Source organism: Mesorhizobium sp. GbtcB19 (assembly GCF_019091085.1).
In the GTDB taxonomy this organism is placed as follows: domain Bacteria; phylum Pseudomonadota; class Alphaproteobacteria; order Rhizobiales; family Rhizobiaceae; genus Mesorhizobium.
Map to the genome: position 1 here is coordinate 577035 of NZ_JAGXJY010000001.1, position 21989 is coordinate 599023.

At 64.8% G+C, this 21989-nt stretch carries 16 protein-coding genes; 8 read left to right on the forward strand and 8 right to left on the reverse strand.

The window, feature by feature from the left end; translation table 11 throughout:
- Window positions 1-14: 14 nt before the first annotated feature.
- Window positions 15-446 (forward strand): MarR family winged helix-turn-helix transcriptional regulator, encoded by a 432-nt coding sequence (locus tag KVT37_RS02765; RefSeq protein WP_217569374.1) that lies wholly within the window; start codon window positions 15-17, stop codon window positions 444-446.
- Window positions 447-584: 138 nt separating this feature from the next.
- Here KVT37_RS02765 and KVT37_RS02770 read toward each other — a convergent pair whose 3' ends face one another.
- The gene (locus tag KVT37_RS02770) at window positions 585-4514 is read right to left on the reverse strand and encodes an AsmA family protein (protein ID WP_217569376.1); all 3930 of its coding nucleotides are present in this window, start codon (window positions 4512-4514) and stop codon (window positions 585-587) included.
- Between the two features lie 204 nt (window positions 4515-4718).
- Between KVT37_RS02770 and KVT37_RS02775 the strand changes: the two genes are divergently transcribed.
- Entirely contained in the window at window positions 4719-5687 is a 969-nt protein-coding gene (locus KVT37_RS02775; RefSeq protein ID WP_217569378.1) for a Dyp-type peroxidase, read from the forward strand.
- Between the two features lie 15 nt (window positions 5688-5702).
- Here the strand turns inward: KVT37_RS02775 and KVT37_RS02780 are convergent, their stop codons facing one another.
- Entirely contained in the window at window positions 5703-7118 is a 1416-nt protein-coding gene (locus tag KVT37_RS02780) for an FAD-binding oxidoreductase (protein ID WP_217569380.1), read from the reverse strand.
- Between the two features lie 163 nt (window positions 7119-7281).
- Here KVT37_RS02780 and KVT37_RS02785 point away from each other — a divergent pair, with 163 nt between their 5' ends.
- Both KVT37_RS02785 and KVT37_RS02790 read left to right on the forward strand, forming a co-directional pair.
- Window positions 7282-7767 carry a thioesterase family protein gene (locus tag KVT37_RS02785; RefSeq protein WP_217569382.1) on the forward strand — a complete coding sequence of 162 codons (486 nt, stop codon included), beginning with the start codon at window positions 7282-7284 and terminating at the stop codon, window positions 7765-7767.
- A gap of 145 nt (window positions 7768-7912) precedes the next feature.
- A complete protein-coding gene (locus tag KVT37_RS02790; RefSeq protein ID WP_095815615.1) occupies window positions 7913-8110 on the forward strand; it encodes a hypothetical protein in 198 nt (65 codons plus the stop codon).
- A 17-nt stretch (window positions 8111-8127) separates the two neighbouring features.
- Here the strand turns inward: KVT37_RS02790 and KVT37_RS02795 are convergent, their stop codons facing one another.
- The gene (locus tag KVT37_RS02795) at window positions 8128-8604 is read right to left on the reverse strand and encodes an Lrp/AsnC family transcriptional regulator (protein ID WP_217569384.1); all 477 of its coding nucleotides are present in this window, start codon (window positions 8602-8604) and stop codon (window positions 8128-8130) included.
- Window positions 8605-8692: 88 nt separating this feature from the next.
- Here KVT37_RS02795 and KVT37_RS02800 point away from each other — a divergent pair, with 88 nt between their 5' ends.
- Complete coding sequence (locus tag KVT37_RS02800) at window positions 8693-9625, forward strand: DMT family transporter (RefSeq protein ID WP_217569385.1); 933 nt, start codon at window positions 8693-8695, stop codon at window positions 9623-9625.
- A gap of 9 nt (window positions 9626-9634) precedes the next feature.
- Here the strand turns inward: KVT37_RS02800 and KVT37_RS02805 are convergent, their stop codons facing one another.
- Window positions 9635-10522: a dienelactone hydrolase family protein gene (locus KVT37_RS02805; protein ID WP_217569387.1), complete on the reverse strand. Its 888-nt coding sequence runs from the start codon at window positions 10520-10522 to the stop codon at window positions 9635-9637.
- A 199-nt stretch (window positions 10523-10721) separates the two neighbouring features.
- Between KVT37_RS02805 and KVT37_RS02810 the strand changes: the two genes are divergently transcribed.
- Together KVT37_RS02810 and KVT37_RS02815 are read left to right on the forward strand one after the other, a co-directional pair.
- Complete coding sequence (locus KVT37_RS02810; RefSeq protein WP_217569389.1) at window positions 10722-11159, forward strand: hypothetical protein; 438 nt, start codon at window positions 10722-10724, stop codon at window positions 11157-11159.
- A gap of 332 nt (window positions 11160-11491) precedes the next feature.
- A complete protein-coding gene (locus tag KVT37_RS02815) occupies window positions 11492-13567 on the forward strand; it encodes a bifunctional diguanylate cyclase/phosphodiesterase (RefSeq protein WP_306796728.1) in 2076 nt (691 codons plus the stop codon).
- Between the two features lie 304 nt (window positions 13568-13871).
- Here the strand turns inward: KVT37_RS02815 and KVT37_RS02820 are convergent, their stop codons facing one another.
- The gene (locus tag KVT37_RS02820; protein ID WP_217569391.1) at window positions 13872-16187 is read right to left on the reverse strand and encodes a glucose/quinate/shikimate family membrane-bound PQQ-dependent dehydrogenase; all 2316 of its coding nucleotides are present in this window, start codon (window positions 16185-16187) and stop codon (window positions 13872-13874) included.
- Window positions 16188-16360: 173 nt separating this feature from the next.
- Here KVT37_RS02820 and KVT37_RS02825 point away from each other — a divergent pair, with 173 nt between their 5' ends.
- On the forward strand, window positions 16361-18979 hold the full coding sequence (locus KVT37_RS02825; protein WP_217569393.1) for an ATP-dependent helicase: 2619 nt from the start codon (window positions 16361-16363) through the stop codon (window positions 18977-18979).
- Window positions 18980-18985: 6 nt separating this feature from the next.
- Here KVT37_RS02825 and KVT37_RS02830 read toward each other — a convergent pair whose 3' ends face one another.
- The 3 genes from KVT37_RS02830 to KVT37_RS02840 form a co-directional block, all read right to left on the reverse strand.
- Window positions 18986-20032, reverse strand: a complete 1047-nt coding sequence (locus tag KVT37_RS02830; protein WP_217569395.1) for an ABC transporter permease — start codon at window positions 20030-20032, stop codon at window positions 18986-18988.
- Complete coding sequence (locus tag KVT37_RS02835) at window positions 20032-20820, reverse strand: ATP-binding cassette domain-containing protein (RefSeq protein WP_217569397.1); 789 nt, start codon at window positions 20818-20820, stop codon at window positions 20032-20034. The genes KVT37_RS02830 and KVT37_RS02835 overlap by 1 nt, the downstream gene beginning before the upstream one ends.
- Window positions 20821-20906: 86 nt before the next feature.
- Entirely contained in the window at window positions 20907-21920 is a 1014-nt protein-coding gene (locus tag KVT37_RS02840) for a substrate-binding domain-containing protein (RefSeq protein WP_217569398.1), read from the reverse strand.
- Between the last annotated feature and the right edge of the window lie 69 nt (window positions 21921-21989).

The following is a 21989-nucleotide window of genomic DNA, read 5'->3' on the forward strand; positions in this document are numbered from 1 at the left end:
CCATAAATCGAAAAATGAAGTCTCCGCCGAAACCACGCCCCGCCATCAGCCAGGCTGACTACCAGAGGCTGTCCCAGTTCCGTTATCTGATCCGCCGCTTCCTCGAGTTCAGCCAGATCCAGGCGAATGACGCGGGCCTGACGCCGCGCCAGCACCAGGCGCTGCTGGCGATCAAGGGATTTCCAGACGGCGGACCGGTGGCGGTGGGCGATCTCGCCGAGCGGCTGCGCATCCGCCACCACAGCGCGGTGGAGCTGGTGAACCGCCTAGCCGAGGCAGGCCTGGTCATCCGCGATCAGGACAAGAGCGATCACCGGCGCGTGCTGCTGCAGCTCACCCCTCTGGCGGACGATCGGCTGGCCGAATTGTCGGCCGCGCATCTCGACGAGCTTTCGCGCATCGAACCGATGCTGCGGCGTCTGCTCTCGCGTCAGGAAGAGTCCTAGAGCGTTTCACCGTTTCACGGAAACGGCGAACCGCTCTATCTCTTTGTTTTGACGCAATTCCGGACGGAAAGCCGCTCACACTTTTCCTGGAATTGCTCTAGACGCCAGATCGCCTCGTCCTGTCGTGGCGGATGAAGCTCAACCGCCGTCGAGCGACTTCAACAGATTGTCGATCGTGAACGGATTGGCCTTCGGCTTCGCCGGCGCCGGGCCCGAACCGTCGTTGACGCCGGGAAGTGACTGGTCGGCCTTCGGCGTCTGCTGAGCCGCCTTGCGCTCCGCTTCCAGTTTCGCCTGCTCCGCCCTCTTGCGGTCGGCTTCGGCCTGCGCCTTGGCCGCCTCGTCAGCCGCCCGTTGCTCGGCCTCGGCTTGCGCCTGCGCATCAGCCTTGGCTTTGGCGTCCGCCTCGGCCTGAGCCTTGGCGTCGGCTTCGGCCTTGGCCCTCGCCTCTTCGTCCGCCTTGGCTTTCGCGTCAGCCTCAGCCTTTGCCTGCGCCTCCGCTTCGGCTTTCGCCTTGGCTTCCGCCTCGGCCTTCTGCCGCGCCTCTTCCTCCTGCCGGCGCAACTCCTCGGCCGCCTTGTCGCGCTCCGTCTGCAGCGACGCGTAATAGCGCACTTCACGCCGCAGCCGCTGCTTCTCCAGCAGCGCCGCCTGCATCGCCTCGACCCGCTGCTGTTCTTTCTCAAGCGCGCGCTGCGTCAGGAACTGCGCCAGCGGGCCGCTGTCGAACTGAAGCGCCGTCGCCCCAAGCGGGCCGGCCAGGCTGAAATTGACGGCCGGTTCGGAACCGACCAGCGCCTCGTCGCCGGGACGATAGGTCAGCGCTCCCTTCGCCGTCACGGTGCTGGTGTTGAGATCGGCCGTCACATCGGCGGACAATGTCGCCCCTGGATTGTCGAGGCTGATCGGCGGCGCCCGCACCGTGCCGTTGGCGACGGTGAAGGCCACATCCATATCGCCGGCGGCGAAGCTGCCCTGCCCGGCGATCTCAGGCGCGAAGCCCGCCGTCTTGGCCGCGTCGATGTCGCGTCCGATCGCGTCGGCCTTGCTGACAATGGCGGCAAAGCCGTCCGGATTGATGCCGTCCACCTTCAATCCCTTCAGCGCCGCGGTGCCGGATCCGGACAGGGCGGCAATCATGGCATCGACCGATTTGCCGCTGGTCGACAGCGCCGCCGAAAGGTCCGCGCTACCGCCGATGCCGGCACTGGGCAGCACGGCGGAAAGATTGCCGCCGGCGAGCCGCATCTGGCCAGAGAACAGGCCGGTGCCCTCGGTGTTCTTCAGGTCGAACAGCCCGGTCAGGTCGCCGCCGTAGAGCTTCGCCTTGAGGTCGGAGACGTGGATGCCTTCGCCGTCGAGCTTCAGCGAGAATGAAGCGTCATGCGCCGTGGCGAATGGCCCGACGGCGAGCGCCGATGTGTTGAGATCGAGGTCGGCGTTGAACGGCAGCGTCGACTTCTGGCTGAACGGCGTCGTCGGCCATCCGCTCTTGGCGGAAGCGAAGGACTGGTCGCCGAACAGCGAGACCGCCAGCGGATCGAGGTCGAGCTCGTCGAGCGCCAGCGCCCCGGCGAGATGCGGCAGCCGATCCTTTGCGTCGATGTTGACGTCGCCCGACACGGCCGCCTTGTTGATCGAACCGGTCAGGCCGCTCAGCACCAGAAGCCCGTTGCCGAAATCGGCATCGGCGGCCAGCGACGTCGACGTTCCGGTCCCCATGCCGGGCAGGCCGACGCCCGTCGTCATCAGCCACGGCTCGATGTCGGCGGCGTCGAGGTTGAGCTTGCCTTTGGCGGTGGGGCCTTGCGCCGTATCGGCGACGGTCCCGTCGAAGCTCGCCCTGAAATCGTCGGCGGTCAGGTTGAAGCTGGTCGCGAGCCCGCCGGCGATCGAGCCTTTCGCCGAGATGTCGGTATTGGCGTGGCCGAGCATGCCGAGCGGCAGCGCCGGCAGGCCGTAAAGCGCAAGCAGCGTGGTGGCGTTGTCGTTGCGGGCGTTGAAGGTGATCGCGACCGGCGCCTCGGAGAGCTTGTCCGCCGTTCCCTTGCCGGAAAGCGAGGCCGAGAAGGCCGAGCCGCCGGCCTTGCCCTGGGCGGAGAGCGCGAGCCCCGTGCTGCCGTCGCCATTGTCGGCGGCGCTGGTCAAGAGATCGATGCGTGCGTCCTGGAAAAGCTCGGGATAGGCGGCCGCGCGGCCGGCCAGGCCTTTGAGCACGGCATTGTCGGGATAATGCTGGGCCGCGACATCGATCAACGGCTTCAGGTCCACCGCTACCACGGAAGCATTGAGCTTGCCGGTCGGGCTCTGCGGAAAATCCTTGACCCGGCCGGTGGCGCTGATCGAGGCGCCGGCGAGGCCGCCGATCGAAAGCCGGTCGATCTCGAGCAGGCCCTCGCGCAGCCTGAGCGCCGTGTCGACCGTGTCGGCACTGAGCCCGACGGCACTGACCGGCCCTGCCTTGATCTGGAAATCGAGATCGCGATCCGAAAAGCGGTTGGCGCCCTTGTCGCTGATGAAGATCGAGGCGAAAGCGGCGAGCCCGTCGAGGTCCATCTCGCCGCCCGTCAGCCGCATCAGCACCGACGGCTTGGCGCCGTCCGGCTGGCTGGAATCGATGCTGCCGGAGAATTTCGCCTTGCCGAGGATGAGTTCGAGATCGCTGAAGGACTGCCGGTTCTCGCTGAGATCGACCTTGGCCTTGAATCCTGCCGCCGGCAGCCGGCGGATGGCCTCGTCGACATCCTTCGACAGCCAGGCGGCAAAACCGGAAGGCTGCCCGACCGCAAGCAGCAACGAGCCGGTGAAGCCGAAATGGTCTTCGACGCTCAGCATGCCGTCGGCTTCGAGCGTCGTGCGGCCGGGCAGCGTCGCGGCAAGCGACTTGACCGACCAGCCGCCCTCGACCGGCTCGGCCGACAGCCGAACGTCGCGCACCGTCGTGTCGCCTGCCACCACCGCCGGCAGCCGGACCTCGAGCGTGCCCGGTATCGTCGGCTTCGGCATATGCTGCAACGTCTGCTCCAAGGCCGCGATGCGCTGGTCGAGCGTAAATCCGGATCCGGCGGCGCCGCCGACGGCCTCGTCGAACTGGATCTGCGCGCCGCTCGCCTCGACCGCAAAATGCGGCTTCAGGCCGAGATCGACCGAGGCCTTGCCGTCGGCGGTGTAGGGGTTGTCGAGCGGCCCGGTCTCGAAGCGGAACTCGTCGACATTGAGTTTTTGGTGGTCGAGCGCGAATTTACCGTTGAGCCGAAAGCCTGGATCGGGCTTGCCGGTGCTGATCTTGACCGGCTCGCCATCGTTGCCGCGCAGCTCGGCCGAATTCCTGTCGGCCCCCGAAATCTTGAACTGGCCGGAATAGACCGCCGCCCCCTTGACGATGCCGGCATTGCCGTCGGTCTCGATGATCAGCGGATAGGCGTCGGGATCCGCCTTCAGCCTCACCCGCATCTGGCCGTCGGCCTCGAGCTTGCCGGTGGAAGCCGACACGTCCGTGCGCATGCCGTCGAAGCGCAGCGTTCCGTCCATGCGCCAGGGGCCGATGAGCGCTTTGGCGGAAATCGTCGAGTTGATCTCGGAGATCAGATGACGGCGTCCGCCGGCGGCGTGGCGCAGTTCGATCTGCCCCTCGGTGATGGTCAGCTTTTCGATCGCGATCTGGCCGGGATCGAGCGGCGTCGAGGGCCGGAGCGCCCAATCGACCGTGCCATTGCCGGCAACGTCGATGGTCGCCCTGGGATGCACCAGCCGCATGTCGAAGATCAGCACCTCGCCGCGCAGGAAAGGTGCCAGCTCCGCATCCATGGAGAAGGTCTCGGCTGTCATCGCCGGCTGGCCTTCCGGCCCGCCCGCGACCTCGACATTGGAGAAGGTCACCGAGGGAAACGGCAACAGCCGCGCCGTCGCATCGCCCTTCACCGTAACCTTGCGGCCGAGGATGGCGCTGGCCTCGCGCTCGAAATCGCCGCGGTAACCCGTCCAGTCGATGAAATACGGCACCACCAGCGCCGCGCACAGCACCAGCACGAACAGGCCACCGAAGATCACGAACAGGCGGGCGAGCATCTGTTTCCCGGGTTGAAAGTCAGCCGCACTCTACCCGCATCCGCGTGTCGATAAAGAGGCAATTCCGTTAGCGACTGCCCATAGTTACCGGCAATGTCCGCTGTTGCGCGACCGCTCGCGCTCGCGATATCTTTTTCCCGACCATCTCGCCGCAGCGGTCATGTCCCTGGCCGTCGCATCTCAACCCAGCACGGAGCATTCCCGATGTCAGGCAAAAACTGGGACAGAGTGCCCATCGACGCGCAGAGCGTCGACGCTCCGCTTTCCTCGGCGGCGGTCTTCCTGGTGGTCACGGTCGGCAACGACAAAGAGGCTCTCTCGAAGGTCGCATCGGTGCTCGGCGAACTCGACGACCTCGTCAAGAACGTCGGCTTCCGCGACCTGTCGGGCCGGCTGTCCTGCATCGCCGGCATCGGCGCCGGGCTCTGGAACCGTCTGTCGCCCAACCGGCGGCCGCGCGAGCTGAAACCCTTCGCGCCGATCGAGGGCTCGGCGCATTCGGCGCCCTCGACCCCGGGCGATCTGCTCTTCCATATCCGCGCCGAGCGCCCCGACATGTGCTTCGAGTTCGAGCGTATTTTGCTGAACGGTCTCGGTGACAGCGTGAACGTCGTCGACGAGGTATCCGGCTTTCGCTATTTCGACGCGCGCGATCTTCTGGGCTTTGTCGACGGCACCGCCAATCCGGCCGGCCTCGACCTGCCTGCCTCCGCATTGGTCGGCGACGAGGATGACGACTTTGCCGGCGGCAGTTATGTCGTGGTCCAGAAATACCTGCACGACATGACCGCCTGGGGCAAAACGCCGACGCATGTCCAGGAAGAGATCATCGGCCGCACCAAGATCGACAACATCGAGATCGATGACGACGACAAGCCGCGCAAGTCGCACAAGTCGCTGGCGACGATCGAGGACGATGCCGGCAACGAGTTCGACATCCTGCGCGACAACATGCCGTTCGGCCGCCCGGGGCAGAACGAGTTCGGCACCTATTTCATCGGCTACACGCGCTATCTGTGGGTGATCGAAAAGATGCTGCAGCGCATGTATGTCGGCGAGCCGCCCGGCGCCTACGACCGGCTGCTCGACTTCTCGACGCCACATACCGGCACGACCTTTTTCGCGCCGACAAGGCCGATGCTGCAGAAACTTGTCGAAGGCGTGGGAGAATAGTTCTCCGCTGGCGGATTATCCTGCCGCCGGCAAAATCTTGCCCGGGTTCATGATGTTGAGCGGGTCGAGCGCCTGCTTGATCGTGCGCATGACATCGACGCCATGGCCGAGCTCATGGCGCAGGAAGCCGACCTTGCCCTGGCCGATGCCGTGCTCGCCGGTGCAGGTGCCCTCCATGGCGATGGCGCGCATGTTGAGCCTGGCGACGAACTTTTCGGCCAGCGCGATCTCATCCGGGTTGTCGACATCCATCAGCACCAGCACATGGAAATTGCCGTCGCCGGCATGGCCGACGATGGGTGCCACCAGCCCCATCTCGGCGATGTCGGCCTCTGTCTCGGTAACGCATTCGGCAAGCCGTGAGATCGGCACGCAAACGTCCGTCGAAAGCCCCTTGGCGCCGGGGCGCAGCGTCAGCGACGACCAGTAGGCGTCGTGCCGCGCCTTCCAGAGTTTTGCGCGCTCCTCGGCGACGCTGGTCCACAGGAACGGTCCGCCGCCATTCTCCTCGGCGATCATGCCGAAGGTCTCGGCCTGTTCGGCGACCCCGGCGTCGCTGCCGTGGAATTCGACGAACAGGCATGGGCTTTCCGGATAATCGAGCTTGGAATAATTCTTCATCGCCCGCATCTGCAGCGCGTTGACCAGCTCGATGCGCGCCACCGGGATGCCCATCTGGATGGTCGCGATCACCGTGTTGCAGGCCGCCTCAAGGCTGGGGAATGGGCAGACGCCGCCGGAGATCGCCTGCGGAATGCCCTGTAGCCGCAGTGTCAGCGATGTGATGACGCCGAGCGTGCCTTCGGAGCCGACCAGGAGCCGCGTCAGGTCGTAGCCTGCCGAGCTCTTCTTCGCCCGCTTACCGGTCGTCATCGTCTCGCCGTCGGCCATCACGGCCGTCAGCGACAGGACGTTTTCCCGCATGGTGCCGTAGCGCACGGCGTTGGTGCCGGATGCCCTGGTTGCCGCCATGCCGCCAAGCGAAGCATTGGCGCCGGGATCGATCGGGAAGAACAGGCCTGTGTCGCGCAGATGCCGGTTGAGATCCTCGCGCGTCACGCCGGGCTCGACCGTGCAGTCGAGATCCTGCGGGTTGACGGACAGGATGCGGTTCATGCGCGAGGTGTCGATGGAGATGCCGCCGCCCGGCGCGTTGGTATGGCCTTCGAGCGAGGAGCCGACGCCGAAGGCGATGACCGGCACACGGTGGGCGGCGCAGGCGCGCACGACCTCCTGCACTTCCGCCGTTGTCTCGACGAAGGCGACGCCGTCAGGCGCCTGGGTCGGGATATAGGTGGTGGTGTGCGCGTGCTGGCCGCGGATCGCCTCGCCGGTCTGGAAGCGCTCGCCGAATTGCTGCTTGAGGATGCCGAGCACAGCAGTGATGCCTTCCTCGTTGCGCTCGACCGGGTTGAGGTCGCTCAAAGCCATGAATTCCTCCGCGAATGGACCAGTGGCCACTCTTGTAATGCAGCTATGGATGATGCCTAAAGCAATTCCAGGAAAAGTGTGAAGCCGTTTTCCGTCCGAAATTGCGCCAGAACGACGAGAACCTCACCAGCCGCCCTGTCCAGCGACGATCAAGGAAACCAAAATGACGATCCCCGCACCGATCATTTCCGGCCCAATGGCGATCGAAAAGGGATGGATCGACTATAACGGCCATCTCAACATGGCCTATTACAACGTGCTGTTCGACCGCTGCTCGGACCAGGCGTTCGAGCTGATGGGCATGGGGCCGAACTACGCCAAGGAGCGGCGCCTGACGATCTACACGGCCGAGGTTCATGTCTGCTACGTGCAGGAGCTGCATCTCGACCACAAGGTGAACGTCTCGTTCCAGTTGATCGACCATGACGAGAAGCGCCTGCGCGCCTATCAGGAGATCCGTCATGTCGACGGCTGGCTGGCGGCGACCTCCGAATCGCTCTCGCTACATGTCGATATGGAGGGGCCGAGAGTGGCCCCCTTCCCGGCCGACGTGATGGCCGAGGTCGAGGCCATGCGCGCCGCCCATGCGGGATTGCCGATGCCGGAACGCGCCGGCCGTTCGATCGGCATCAAACGCAAGAGCGCTTGAAGCACGCAAACGCCCACGTTAACCTTACCAAGGTTTTAACGTGAACAAGCCGCTTGAGTCCGTTGAACGACTCAGTGGCGCGTTCGAAAACCGCCGTACCGGGTTGCGCACGGGCGGCTGGCGGAATGCGGTGCGAGGACAGTGCATGAAAACCGACATCAAGGTCGAGGTGGAGCGGCTGGCGGCCGATCCACGCATCACCGACTATGATTTCTGGCGATCGCTGAAGAACGTCAACAACGAGATCTTCCACATCGCCAACAACAACGAACCGATTCCGTTCGACATGATCCGCTGGCGCGCGATTCTGACCCAGGCGCGCATGAGGCGCGGCCACGCTTGATCATTATCGCTGTTTCATCATTTCTGCCTGAACCCGCCGAGCGGCGAGCGGGGCTCGATCGGCGATGACTGGATGATCGCGGTGTTGGTCATCGCATAGGGAATGATCCGGTCGATCACGCGCTCGAGCTCGCTCACCGAGCCGACATGGGCGAGCGCGATGAAGCAGTCCTCGCCGGTCACCCGGTCGCATTGCGCGATTTCCGGCAGCTCGCGGATGATGTCCGCCACCACCGAAAGCTGCCCCGGCACCGGCCTGATTCTGAGCCACGCCGACAGTTTCAGCCCGAGCGCCGCCGGATTGATCCTCACCGTATAGGCCTCGATCACGCCGTTCTCCTGCAATTTGCGGATACGCTCCGCCACGCTCGGCGCCGACAGGCCGACAGCGCGCGCCATTTCCGCGGTACTGATACGCGCATCCTTTTCCAGGAGCCGCAGTATCTTCAGATCGACGGCGTCCAGATCGGCATTTTCATTTCGAAGGTTTTTCAAATCTTTTCTCTTCCATCAGAATGAAAATTCTCCGGAATGCCGATGATCGCGCATGTAGTTTGCGCATTTCGCCTGCGATAATGCGCGCATGAGCGATCGAAAGCAAATTCCCGCCGCAAATCAGGCCTCCGGTGGTACCGGAACGGTGCGCCCTGCCCTCGCCGGCCCCGCCTTTACCGGATTGGCTGATGCGCTACCTCCGCATGTCTGGTTCTGCGTCAGCGCGGTGTTCCATTATCTCGGCCCGGCCTTCGCGGTGCTGCTTTTCGACCAGGTCGGCGTGCTCGGCATGGCCTGGCTCCGCATCGCCACCGCCGCTCTCATCTTCGCCCCGTTGACAAAGCCCTGGCACGTTTTCGCCCGCGCCGAGCGCGCCCAGCGACTGCTGCTGCTGGCCTTCGGCGCCTGCCTGGCGGTGATGAACTGCTCCTTCTATCTGGCGCTCGACCGGCTGCCGATCTCGCTGGTGGCGGCCATCGAATTCGTCGGCACGATCGCGGTGGCGCTCGTCGGCCTGCGCAGCCGGCGCAATTTCGCGGCGCTGACCGTTGCCGTTGCCGGCACCTTGCTGCTCATCGACGTGAAATGGTCGAGCGACCCGATCGGCCTGTTCTGGGCCTTTCTGAATGGCGCGCTGTTCGTCGGCTACATCGTGATCGGGCACCGCGTCGCCCGGGCCGGCATCGGCATTGCCGGCCTCGGCAGCGCGATGGCGGTCGCGTTCCTCGTCGTGCTGCCGATCGGCTTCCGCGAAGCGCTGCCGGCCTTCTCGTCGCCGCAACTGCTGATCGCCGCGATCGGCGTCGGCGTCTGCTCTTCGGTCATCCCCTACATATGCGACCAGCTCGCCATGGCGCGGCTGCCGCGCGCCAGCTTCGCGCTGATGCTGTCGCTGCTGCCGCTTACGGCGACGCTCATCGGCATCGTCGTGCTGCGCCAAGTGCCGGGCGTGACCGACTGTATAGGTATCGCAATGGTGATCGCCGGCGTCGCCTTCCACAAACCGGCGGCAAATACATGAATTAATCGACTAGGCGAGCTTCTCTTTGAGAAACGCGACCGTCCGGCCCCAGGCAAGATCGGCCGCCTTCTTGTCATAGCGCGCGGCCGAGGTGTCGTTGTTGAAGGCGTGGTTGGCGCCTTCATAGACATAGACCTTGTATTCGACATGCGCGGCATCGAGCGTCTTCTTGTAGGCATCGATGCCGGCGTTGGTGCGCTCGTCCAGCCCGGCATAGTGAAGCAGCAGCGGTGCCTTGATCTTCGCGGCGTCCTCTGCCTTGGGCTGCATGCCGTAATAGGCGACGCCGACGCTCAGGTCTGGTGCATGCACGGCAAGCTGGTTCACCGCGCCGCCGCCCCAGCAGAAGCCGACCGCGCCGACCTTGCCGTTGCCGTCTTTGAGGCTCTTGAGGTAAGCGACCGTCGCCACGCCGTCGGCTGCGACCTGGGCAGCGTCGAGCTTGGTGAACATGTCGCGCGCCTTGTCCTCGTCGGACGGCGTTCCGCCAAACGGCGACAGAAAGTCCGGCGCGAGCGCCACGAATCCCTCCAGCGCCACGCGTCGGGCGACATCGCGGATATGCGCGTTGAGCCCGCGATTTTCGTGGATGACGATGACGGCGCCGAGCTTGCCGGACTGGCCGGCCGGCTTGACCAGGTACCCTTTCATTTCACCGCTTGAACCGGGATAGGCGATGTCCTCGACCTTCACTCTGGCATCGTCCTCGGCAACGATCGCCGCCTGGGCGGAATTCGCCGCCAGCATCGGCGCGATCGCGGCCGCTGCGGCGCCCGAGCCCGCCAGTCTCGTCAGTTGCTCCATGAAGCGGCGCCGGTCGAGCGTCAGATGCGTGTATTCGTCATAGGCATCGATCATCGCCTGCGTGATGACGGGCTTGGCAACGGCTTCGGTCATAACTCTCTCGATGATTGGGCAGGTCGATCCGCAAGATAGGGTCAGGATCCGCACGGTCCAGTCACGCGGAGATGACGATCCGGAGAGCCGCGACTCGCCCATCACATTTTGGTCATTTCCGAAAGCCTTGATGGTGCTGTCACATTAGGAAGGAAAGCTGCCGATCCAGCTTCGATCCGAAGGACGAAAGGGGAATGCCATGAATGTCCAGGACATCGTCAACACCGTCTCGCAAAAGGCCGGGCTCGACGAGCCCACCACCGAGAAGGTCGTCGGCACCATCTTTTCCGTGCTGGAGCACGAGGCCGAAGGCACCAGCGTTTCGTCTTTCTTCGCCCAGATCCCCGGCGCCGATGCGCTGGCGCAGAAATATGACGTGATGGCGCCCAGTGCGGCGGCAGGTTCGGGCGGCGGCCTGTTGTCGTCGCTGCAGGGCGCGCTCGGCGGCGTGCTCGGCGAAAAGGCCGGCGCGCTGATCAACGGCGTTGCCGCCCTCAAGGCGTCCGGCCTCGACATGGCGCAGATCCGGCAGGCCGGCGAGACCTTGATCAAACAGGCCGAAGCCGCCGCCGGCCCGGATCTTACCAACCAGGTGCTGGACCAGGTGCCGAGCCTGAAAGGTCATCTCGGGCTTTGAAGCGTTGCGAACAGCCCTTGAGCGGATCAGCCATCCGACGGAGCTGATCCGCTTTTCAAGAATATCGATATTATAATTCCTATCGAGCTATCGTACACATTCCGGAAACCATCCCGGCGCACCGATCCCGGGCGCCCGGCACAATTAACCACCTATTAGAAGTTGCGCATCAGGTTGTGGACCGAATTATCGGTATCCGCATTGGGGGCGGCTGCCAACGTCTGTGTCACACCCCTCGCCGCGACGAGCAGGATGTCCGCCAAGGACACCGGGCGATGATCTGACGGGGCGAAAGGTCCGGCACCTCCGAGATCGAAGAGGGCTACCCAGCCATGATGCGCGTCATCTCCTGCGTGACAGTCGATCACAATCTGTGGCTCGTGCTGCTCGCGGCGCTGGTCTGCAGCGCTGGCTCCTGGGCGACCATCAGGCTTTTCCTGCGCGCGCATGAAGCCAAGGGCCTGCAGCAGGTCGGCTGGCATTTCCTGACCTCGGTCTGCGCCGGATCATCCATCTGGTGCACGCATTTCATCGCCATGCTGGCGTACGATCCCGGCGCGCCGATTGCCTTCGATCCGGTGCTGACGATCGCCTCGCTGTTCATCGCCATCACCGGCACCGCCGCCGGTTTCATCGCGGCGACGACCCACGCCCCGCGCATTGCCCCGATCGTCGGTGGCGTCATCGTCGGCCTCGCAATCTCCGGCATGCACTACACAGGCATGGCCGCCTATCATGTCGACGGCATCGTCGAATGGAACAAAACCTATATCGCCGCCTCGGTCCTGCTTTCGGTGGTGTTTGCCTGCCTCGCCGTCAGCGTCGCCCTGAACGAGCGTATATCCGGCCGCAACTACTGGGCCGCCGCCGTTCTGGTGCTGGCCATCGTCAGCCTGCATTTCACCGCGATGACGGCAGTCCAGGTGACGCCGCTGGCGACAGGCGGCGCCAACAGCGATTCCCTGGCTTTGCATGCCATGGCGCTCGGCGTCGCCGTTGCCGGGCTGATCATCATCGGCACCGGCCTTGCCAGTTATCTGATCGATGACAAGACACGCTCGGAAGCCTTCCAACGCCTGCATCACCTGGCCATGAACGACGCGCTGACCGGCCTGCCCAACCGGGCGAACTTCAACGATCATCTCGACCGCGAGATCGACCGCGCCAGCGAACTCGGCGGCAAGGTGGCAATCGTCGGCATCGATCTCGACCGGTTCAAGGAGATCAACGACATCTGGGGGCACGGCGCCGGCGACCAGACCTTGAAGAACCTGGCCGAACGCATGAGCGCGTTGCTGCAGGAGGGCGAGTTCGTCGCCCGCCTCGGCGGTGACGAGTTCGCCGGCGTCAAGCGCATGAAGAGCCAGTCGGACCTTGTCGATTTCATCTCGCGCCTCGAAGCGGCGCTGTTCGCGCCGGTCAGGGTCGGCGACGTCGAAACCGCCACCGGCGCCAGCCTCGGCGTCGCCATCTACCCCAACGACGCGCTCGACCGCGAAACGCTGGTCAACAATGCCGACCTTGCCATGTATCGCGCCAAGGCCAACATAACCCAGAACGTCTGCTTCTATGAGCAGGCCATGGACGAGGCCGTCCGCGCCAACCGGACGCTGGCCAACGATCTGCGCGACGCCGTCGAGAACAGTCAGCTCGACCTGCATTATCAGGTTCAGACGTCGGTCTCGACCGGCGACATTCGCGGCTACGAGGCGCTTTTGCGCTGGAAGCATCCGTCCAGGGGCAATATTTCTCCGGCCGAATTCATTCCGCTGGCCGAGGAAAACGGCCTCATCCTGCCGCTCGGCGAATGGGTGCTGCGTACCGCTTGCGCCAAGGCCGCTTCATGGGATCATCCCTACAAGGTCGCGGTCAATCTCTCTCCGGTCCAGTTCGCCCATGCCGACCTGCCGAAGCTCGTGCATGAAATCCTGCTCGATACCGGGCTCAAGCCGAGCCGGCTGGAGCTCGAGATCACCGAAACCACCATCATCGCCGACAAGATCCGCACCCTGAACATCCTGCGGCGGATCAAAGCGCTCGGCGTCACCATCGCCATCGACGATTTCGGCACCGGCTATTCCTCGCTGGAGACGCTGCGCGCCTTCCCGTTCGACAAGATCAAGCTCGACCGCTCCTTCATGTCCGAGGTCGAGACCAGCCCGCAGGCCAAGGCCATCATCCGCGCGGTGCTGGCGCTCGGCCAGAGCCTGCACATCCCGGTGCTCGCCGAAGGCGTCGAGACGCACAGCCAGTTGTCGATCCTGCGCGCCGAAGGCTGCAACGAGGCGCAAGGTTTTCTGCTCGGACGCCCCGCGCCGTTCGGCGAACTCTTCACGCTGACGCATGCCACCGACGTTGGCAACGCCGAAACCCGGCGGGCTGTCCGACAGGCCGCAGCTGTTGCGTAGCTGAAACCTCCGCGACTTCGTCATCCACGGGCGGAGCAAGGAGCGAAGCGACGCGGCGCAGACCCGAGGATCCATGCCGTGACGCAGAGGTGTTGCGACAGTCCAGAATTCTGTACCGCTGCGCTCCTCGATCAAGGTAACGGCATGGATCCTCGGGTCTGCGCTCCGCTTCGCGTCGCTCCGCCCGTGGATGACGAAGTCGCGGAGGCTTCGGCCAATCTCCAGCAAATGCCAAACAATTGGCTGGACGCTCAAAAAGCCGGAAGCGCTGGAACTCGCCTTCGCAGGCCGGCCTCACCTGTATCTATTTCGGCAAAGCATAGGCCATCACGTAATCACCCGGCTTGGTGCCGACCGAGCCGTGGCCGCCGGCGACGATGACCACGAACTGGCGGCCGTCGGCAACCGTATAGGTCATCGGCGTCGACTGTCCACCCGCCGGCAGCCTCGCCTGCCAGAGCTGCCTGCCGGTGGCGAGGTCGTAGGCGCGCAGATAATCGTCGACCGCGGCACCCAGGAAGGCGACGCCGCCCCCGGTGATCATCGGTCCGCCGATGCCCGGCACCCCGACCTTGAGCGGCAGCGGCAGCGGTGTCATGTCGTAGACGGTGCCGTTGCGGTGCTTGTAGGCGATGTTTCCCGTCTTGAGGTCGACGCCGGCGACATAACCCCAGGGCGGCGCCTGGCAGGGAACGCCGAGCGGCGACAGGAACGGCCCCATCACCACCGCGTAGGGCGCGCCCTCGTTGCGGTTCAGCCCCTGCTCTGAGCCCTTGGTGTTGTCGCCCGGCGGCGGCACGTCCGCGCGCGGAATGAGCTTCGAGGTGAAGGCGAGATAGGTCGGCATGCCGAACATCACCTGCCGCGCCGGATCGACCGCGACGCCACCCCAGTTGAAGACGCCGAAATTGCCGGGATAGATCAGCGAGCCCTGCAGTGAGGGCGGCGTATAGCGTCCCTCATAGCGCAGCTTCCTAAGCTCGATTCGGCAGGCCAACTGGTCGAACATGGTGATGCCCCACATGTCGGCGCCGGTCAGCGGCTTCGGATTGAAGGAAAGGTCGGAGGCCGGCTGCGTCGGCGAGGCATGATCGCCCTCGATCGCGCCGCCGGGCGCCGGCACTTCCTTCACTGGGATAATCGGCTCGCCCGTGCGCCGGTCGAGCACATAGAGGTCGCCCTGCTTGGTCGGCCCGACCAGCGCCGGCACGACGCCGTTCGCGGTGGCGATGTCGACCAGCGTCGGCTGCGCCGGCACGTCCATGTCCCACAGATCGTGGTGCACCGTCTGCCGCACCCAGCGCAACTGTCCGGTGTTGAGGTCGAGCGCGGTGATCGAGGAGGAGAATTTCTCGACATTGGCGCTGCGGCCCATGCCGAGCTGGTCCGGCGTCTGGTTGCCGAGCGGCAGATAGAGCAGCCCGAGCTTCTCGTCGGCGCTTGCCGTCGACCACATGTTGGGCGAGTTGTGGGTGTAGGTCTGCCCGGCGGACAGCGGCGTCGTCACGTCCGGATTGCCGGAATCCCAATTCCACAACAGCGCGCCGGTGCCGGCGTCGAAGGCGCGGATGACGCCTGATGGCTCTTCGGTCGAGTAATTGTCGTTGACCGCGCCGCCGACGATGATCTTGCCGCCGACGATCAGCGGCGCCGAGGTCGAATAGTAATAGCCCGACTTCGGATAAGGCATGTTGGCCATCAGGTTCAGCGTGCCGCCCTCGGCAAAGGACGGGCAGACCTGCCCGTTCGCCGCATCGAGCGCGATCAGCCTGGCATCGGAGGTCGGCAGGTAGACGCGCTGGGCGCAAGGCTGGCCGGCGGCGATCTTGGCGTCGGCATAATAAGACACGCCGCGGCAGGTCTGGTGCTGGCGGTTGGGGTCGAGCTTGATCTTCGGGTCGTAGCGCCACTTCTCCTTGCCGGTCGCGGCATCGATGGCGATGGCGAAATTATGCGGCGTGCAGATGTAGAGCGCATCGCCGATCTTGAGCGGCGTCACCTGATAGGTCGTTTCGCCGATATCGTCGGGCCCTTTGACGTCACCAGTGCGGTAGGTCCAGGCTGGCTGCAATTTGGCGACATTGTCCGGCGTGATCTGGTCGAGCGGCGAATAGCGCTGGCCGAAGGGCGTGCGGCCGTAGAAGTGCCACTCGCCGTCCGGCATGTCGCCGCCGAGATTGGCCGCCGTCGTCACCTTCTCAGTGCCGAGCGTACCCGCGATATCCTTGGGATCGGCCGTCATCGAATAGCCTGCGACCGCGAGCGAGGCGAGCACGGCCAGGATCAGCGGCGCACGCGCGTCCGGCCCGCGCAGGCCCCGCCTTGCCCATGGCGTCAAAAGCCAGAGCGCTATCAGCACGATGACGCCGCCGCGCGGACCGAGCTGCCACCAGTCGAAACCGATTTCCCAGACCGCCCAGCAGAGCGTGGCAAGCACGAACAGCGCGTAGAGCCAGAGCGAGGTCGACCGGCGCCTGAACAGCAGCCAGGCAGTGATCAGGAAGACCAGTCCGGCGATCAAGTAATACCAACTGCCGCCCAGCGCGGCGAGCCAGATGCCGCCGCCGCCGAGAGCAAGACCGATGAGGAAGAGGACGAGGGAGGTGATGGTGACAGCCAAGACGGTGCTCCTTCGACTGTTGCGCGCTTTAGAGACGTCATGCCGTCCCTGCCCTGCCGTCACAGCTTTCCCTTGCCCGCTCCGGCTGTCAAGTTGCTCCGGGACACGCGAAACTAGAACAAAACGTAGACAAGTTCTGGCCTTTCGCTGCCGAATCACTACATTCGGGGGCGATGTCGGGTTTTTCCGAGGACATGCCTTTTTTCGATGAACCGAATGCGCGGCCGGCAGCGGCCCCATCCGGCATAGCCGCGCGCGCCATGGCTGCCCGCAGCGGCCACAACAGCGCGCCCGATTACCTGAAGGGTTTGAACCCGGAACAGCGGCTCGCCGTCGAGACGACCGAAGGTCCGGTCCTGGTGCTGGCCGGCGCCGGCACCGGCAAGACGCGCGTGCTCACCACCCGCATCGCCCACATCCTTGCCACCGGCCGGGCTTTCCCGTCGCAGATTCTCGCCGTCACCTTCACCAACAAGGCCGCGCGCGAGATGAAGCAGCGCATCGGCCACCTGATCGGCGAAGGCAATGTCGAGGGAATGCCGTGGCTCGGCACCTTCCACTCGATCGGCGTGAAGCTGCTGCGCCGGCATGCTGAGCTTGCCGGGCTGAAATCGGATTTCACCATCCTCGACACCGATGACGTAGTGCGGCTGATCAAGCAATTGATCCAGGCCGAAGGGCTGGACGACAAGCGCTGGCCGGCCAAGACCTTCGCCCAGATGCTCGACAACTGGAAGAACAAGGGGCTAGGCCCCGACGAGATTGCCGAAGGCGACGCGCGCAGCTTCGGCAACGGCAAGGGCCGCCAGCTCTACAAGGCCTACCAGGAGCGGCTGCAGACGCTGAATTCCTGCGACTTCGGCGACCTGCTCTATCATCCGATCCGCATCTTCCGCGCCTATCCGGACGTGCTGAAGGAATACCACCGCAAGTTCAAATACATACTGGTCGACGAGTACCAGGACACCAACACGGCCCAATACATGTGGCTGCGGCTTTTGGCGCAGCGGCCGGAAGGCAAGCCGATCTCCCCCCTTGAGGGGGAGATGTCCGGCAGGACAGAGGGGGGGGCCTCGCGCCCTTCCTCCGAAGGCCGAGGCAAATCCCCGGTTAACATCTGCTGCGTCGGCGACGACGACCAGTCGATCTATGGCTGGCGCGGCGCCGAGGTCGACAACATCCTGCGTTTCGACAAGGATTTTCCGGGCGCCACCATCATCCGGCTGGAGCGCAACTACCGCTCCACCGCGCATATTCTGGGCGCCGCCTCGCACCTCATCGCCCATAATGAGGGCCGCTTCGGCAAGACGCTGTTCACCGACCGCGACGACCCCGAGGACGACAAGGTGCATGTCCATGCCGCCTGGGACTCGGAGGAAGAGGCGCGCGCCATAGGCGACGCCATCGAGGCTTACCAGCGGCAGAAGCACAATCTGAACGACATGGCGATTCTCGTCCGCGCGTCCTTCCAGATGCGCGCCTTCGAAGACCGCTTCATCACGCTCGGCCTCAACTACCGCGTCATCGGCGGCCCGCGCTTCTACGAGCGGCTGGAAATCCGCGACGCGCTGGCCTTCTTCCGCGTCGTCGCCAATGGCGGCGACGACCTCGCCTTCGAGCGCATCGTCAACGTGCCGAAGCGCGGGCTGGGCGAAGCCACCATTCGTCAAATTCATGATACTGCCCGCGCGATGCGCATCCCGATGCTGGAGGCGGCCGCCACGCTTGCCGAAAGCGACGAGCTGAAGCCGAAGCCGCGCGCCGCGCTGCGCGAGGTCGCGGCCAATTTCGAACGCTGGCAGAAGGCGCTGGAGACGACACCGCACACCGAGCTTGCCGAGACGATTCTCGAAGAGAGCGGCTACACCGACATGTGGAAGAACGACCGCTCGGCGGAGGCGCCCGGGCGGCTGGAGAACCTGAAAGAGCTGATCCGCTCCATGGAGGAGTATGAATCGCTCCGCTCCTTCCTCGAACATGTGGCGCTCGTCATGGATGCCGAGCAGAATGCCGAGCAGGACGCGGTCTCGATTATGACGCTGCATTCTGCCAAGGGCCTCGAATTCGAGACCGTCTTCCTCCCTGGCTGGGAGGAGGGCCTGTTCCCGCATCAGCGCGCGCTGGACGAAGGCGGCCGCTCCGGCCTGGAGGAAGAACGCCGGCTCGCCTATGTCGGCCTGACGCGGGCGAAAAAGAACCTGCACCTCTGGTTCGTCTCCAACCGCCTGATCCATGGGCTGTGGCAATCGACGATCCCGTCGCGCTTCCTCGACGAACTGCCGGAGACCCATGTCGATGTCGCCGATGGCGGCAACAGCTACGGCGGCTACGGCAACCCCTATGGCGGCGGCGCCTTTGCCTCAGGACGTGGCGGCGGCCGGCAAAATCCCTATGGCGCCTCGCGCTTCGACAATGTCGGCGCCAAGGACCAGGGCAGTTTTTCCAACACCTATGCCACGCCCGGCTGGCAGCGCGCGCAGGCCAACCGCACCGAGGCGACCGATCGCAACTGGGGCACCCGCTCCGGCCACCAGGTCGAGCGCATCGGCTATGGCGAGACCGATAGCGGCTATGGCGCCGGCCGCACCTCGGTGAAGGGCCGCACCATCGAGGGCGAGCTGGTCGCCAAATCCGTCGCCGACACGCCGTCAGCTTTCAATGTCGGCGACCGCGTCTTCCACCAGAAATTCGGCAACGGCAACATCGCGGCCATCGAAGGCAACAAGCTCACCATCGATTTCGACAAGGCCGGCCAAAAACGCGTGCTGGACGGGTTCGTCGCGCCGGTGTGAACTCTCTCACCTGTACCTCGCCTGGTTCCACTTATGGCCGAGCAGCGACAGGATGATGATCAGCCCGTTGAAGAACTGGACGTAGAAGCCGCTCAGGCCCGCCGCCACCACGCCGGTCTGGATGAACGACACGGTGACCGCGCCGATCGCGCCGCCGACGACCGTGCCGATGCCGCCCCAGGTCGGCGTGCCGCCGACGAACACCGAGGCGAGCACCGGCAGCAGATAGCCGTCGCCGGCCGTCGGCCACCAGGTGAAGTTGATCATCACCGAAAACGTGCCGGCTATGGCGGCGCCTATGCCGGTGAAGACGAACACCTTCACCCGCACCAGCTTGACGTCGATGCCCATCTGCTTGGCGCTGTCTGGATTGTCGCCGACCACCTTGACCTGCGCGCCGAAGCGGTGCCGGTTGTAGAGCAGCGCCGCAAAGACGACGAAGGCGACCGCCCAGAAGATCTGCACGGGAATGCCCCAGAGCTGGCTGGAGAAGATCGCGTAAGCCCAACTGTCGGCCAGATTGGTCAGCGCCGTCGACTTGCCCTCGTTGATGATCTGGATCAGGCCGCGCAGCAGGAAGTTCATGCCGAGCGTGGCGATCAGCGACGACAACCCGCCATAGACGACCAGCGACCCGACGAGGAAGCCGAGCAGCGTGCCGGTGACCAGCGCTGCGGCGATGCCGAGGAACGGATCGTAGCCCGCTTGCACCACCAGCGCGAAGACCCAGGAGGCAAAGCCCATCGTCGCCGGAAACGACAGGTCGATCTCGCCGCAGGTGACGACGAAGACCAGCGGCACGACCACGAACAATGCGACAGGCAGAGTCGTCAGTACCGAACTGTAGAGATACCAGGTGGTGAAGACGGTCGGATTGGCGGCGATGAACACCGCCATCATGACGATGAACACGGCAAGTGTTCCGAGCGAGGCGCGGTTGTCGAGGACGAAGCCGCGCAGCCAGTGATTGGACGGATGGCTCCATTCTTTGGCCGCTTGGCCGCTGGTTCTTCCCAGAGGGTTTTGCAGATCGGGTTCCATGGCCTTGCTCATCACGCCCCCTGCTCCGCGCCCTCATGCAGTCCCGGCAAGCCGCCGGGATGCGCCACGTCTTCCATGAAGTTGATCAGCTCCTCGGCCGACTTCACCTCGCTGCGGTCGGCCGTCAGCGCCACCTTGCCGCGGTCGAGCACCACGAAACGGTCGGCGATGTCGAAGACATGGTGGATGTTGTGGCCGATGAACAGGATCGAGCGGCCGCTCGCCCGCACCTGGCGCACGAAATGGAAGACTTTCGCCGTCTCGGTCAGCGACAGCGCCGTCGTCGGCTCGTCGAGGATGATCAGCTCGGCCTGCTTGTAGATGGCGCGCGCGATCGCCACGCCCTGGCGCTCGCCGCCGGAGAGCTGGCCGACGATCGAATGCGGGGTGAACACTTTCGAGGTGAAGCCGATCTCGCGCATCAGCCGGCTCGCCTCAGCGATCTCCTTGTTGACCTTCAGCCAGCCGAGAAAGCCGGTCAGCTCGCGGCCCATGAAGATGTTGCGCACGATGGTCTGCTGCACGGCCAGGGCCCGGTCCTGGAACACCGTCTCGATGCCGGCGTCGCGCGAGCGCGCCGCGCTCCATCCGCTGACCGGCTTGCCGCGCACCAGTATGTCGCCGCTGGTCGGCTTGACCACGCCGGACAGGATCTTGATCAGCGTCGACTTGCCGGCGCCATTGTCGCCGATCAGGCCGACAACCTCGCCGCGATCGACGCTGAGGTTGACGCCGCCCAGCGCATAGACCTGGCCGTAGGATTTCTTGATGTCGCGCAGTTCGATGATGCGTTCGCCCATGCGATCCTCGCTTGCAATGTCTGTTCGACGGCTTCTTCGCCGGCGGTCCCGCCGGCCGGGTTGGGTCCGGCCGGCGGCCTGGGAGGTCAGCGCAGCGCCTGCTTGGCGAGCTCTGAGACGATCTCGTAGTTCTGCGGCGTGACGAAGCCGGCACCGGTGTCGACATTCATGGGCGCAAGACCGAGCACCACCTGCTGGCAGAGGCTGAGGATCGGCAGATAGCCCTGCAGGAAAGGCTGCTGGTCGGCGGTCAACTGCACCCAGCCGCCCTTGAAACCTTCGACGATCTGCGGGCTGGTGTCGAAGCCGAAATTGAAGATGTCGCCGGGCTTGCGCCCCGCCGCCTGCATGTAGGTGGCGACGTTGCCGAGCATCTGGCCGCCTGGATAGCCGACCGCCTTGACGTCGGGGTGGTTGAGCAGTGCCGCCGTGATCACCGGAATGGCGAGGTTCGGGTCGGACGCCCATTCGCCGCTCGGCGGCGAGGAGAGCTGGATGACCTCGACGCCCGCCTCCTTCAGCGCGGCGACCGTGCCGCGCTCGCGCGCGCCGCGGTTCTCGTTCTCGAACGGGCCGATCATGATCGCCTTGTCGCCGGCCTTGAGCTTGCCGAGCTTGAACGCCTCGGCGCCGAGCGCGCGGCCCTGCTGCTCCTGCTGCGCGCCGACATAGCCGCCGCCGAACGCCGCTGTCACCTTCGGCACCGGCACGTTCTGGTACATCATCTTGATGCCGTCCTTATGCGCCTGTTCGGCGAGCGGCATGATCGCGGCATCGCCAGGATGGCCCATCATGGCGATGCCTTGCGGCTTGACCGCGACCGCCTCGCGCAATTGCTGCACCATCTTCTCGACGTCCCATTGCGAGAAGATGTAGTCGACCTTCGGCCCGAGATCGGCCGCGGCCTGCTTGGCGCCATTGTAGACGATGGTGCCGAAGGCGTCGCCCTCGGCGCCACCGACGAAGAAGCGGATGTGGACGTCCTTGCACCATTGGGCGTCGAGCGCCTGTGCCGGCAAGGTGGAAATCGAGGCGCAGAGCGCCGTGGCGGCCGCCACGACGGTCGAGCGCAGAACAGTCCTTCTGGTCGTCATGCTCATGCACGTTCCTCCCTTTTGGTCCCTCGCGATCAAGGGTTTTCGACAGTCACTCCGATCGGCCGGCTCCTC

Bases quoted from the DNA above. Each gene is read 5' to 3' on its own strand.
- KVT37_RS02765 (WP_217569374.1), top strand. From the start codon at position 15: ATGAAGTCTCCGCCGAAACCACGCCCCGCCATCAGCCAGGCTGACTAC.
- KVT37_RS02770 (WP_217569376.1), bottom strand. From the start codon at position 4,514: ATGCTCGCCCGCCTGTTCGTGATCTTCGGTGGCCTGTTCGTGCTGGTG.
- KVT37_RS02775 (WP_217569378.1), top strand. From the start codon at position 4,719: ATGTCAGGCAAAAACTGGGACAGAGTGCCCATCGACGCGCAGAGCGTC.
- KVT37_RS02780 (WP_217569380.1), bottom strand. From the start codon at position 7,118: ATGGCTTTGAGCGACCTCAACCCGGTCGAGCGCAACGAGGAAGGCATC.
- KVT37_RS02785 (WP_217569382.1), top strand. From the start codon at position 7,282: ATGACGATCCCCGCACCGATCATTTCCGGCCCAATGGCGATCGAAAAG.
- KVT37_RS02790 (WP_095815615.1), top strand. From the start codon at position 7,913: ATGAAAACCGACATCAAGGTCGAGGTGGAGCGGCTGGCGGCCGATCCA.
- KVT37_RS02800 (WP_217569385.1), top strand. From the start codon at position 8,693: ATGAGCGATCGAAAGCAAATTCCCGCCGCAAATCAGGCCTCCGGTGGT.
- KVT37_RS02805 (WP_217569387.1), bottom strand. From the start codon at position 10,522: ATGACCGAAGCCGTTGCCAAGCCCGTCATCACGCAGGCGATGATCGAT.
- KVT37_RS02810 (WP_217569389.1), top strand. From the start codon at position 10,722: ATGAATGTCCAGGACATCGTCAACACCGTCTCGCAAAAGGCCGGGCTC.
- KVT37_RS02815 (WP_306796728.1), top strand. From the start codon at position 11,492: ATGATGCGCGTCATCTCCTGCGTGACAGTCGATCACAATCTGTGGCTC.
- KVT37_RS02825 (WP_217569393.1), top strand. From the start codon at position 16,361: ATGTCGGGTTTTTCCGAGGACATGCCTTTTTTCGATGAACCGAATGCG.
- KVT37_RS02830 (WP_217569395.1), bottom strand. From the start codon at position 20,032: ATGAGCAAGGCCATGGAACCCGATCTGCAAAACCCTCTGGGAAGAACC.
- KVT37_RS02835 (WP_217569397.1), bottom strand. From the start codon at position 20,820: ATGGGCGAACGCATCATCGAACTGCGCGACATCAAGAAATCCTACGGC.
- KVT37_RS02840 (WP_217569398.1), bottom strand. From the start codon at position 21,920: ATGAGCATGACGACCAGAAGGACTGTTCTGCGCTCGACCGTCGTGGCG.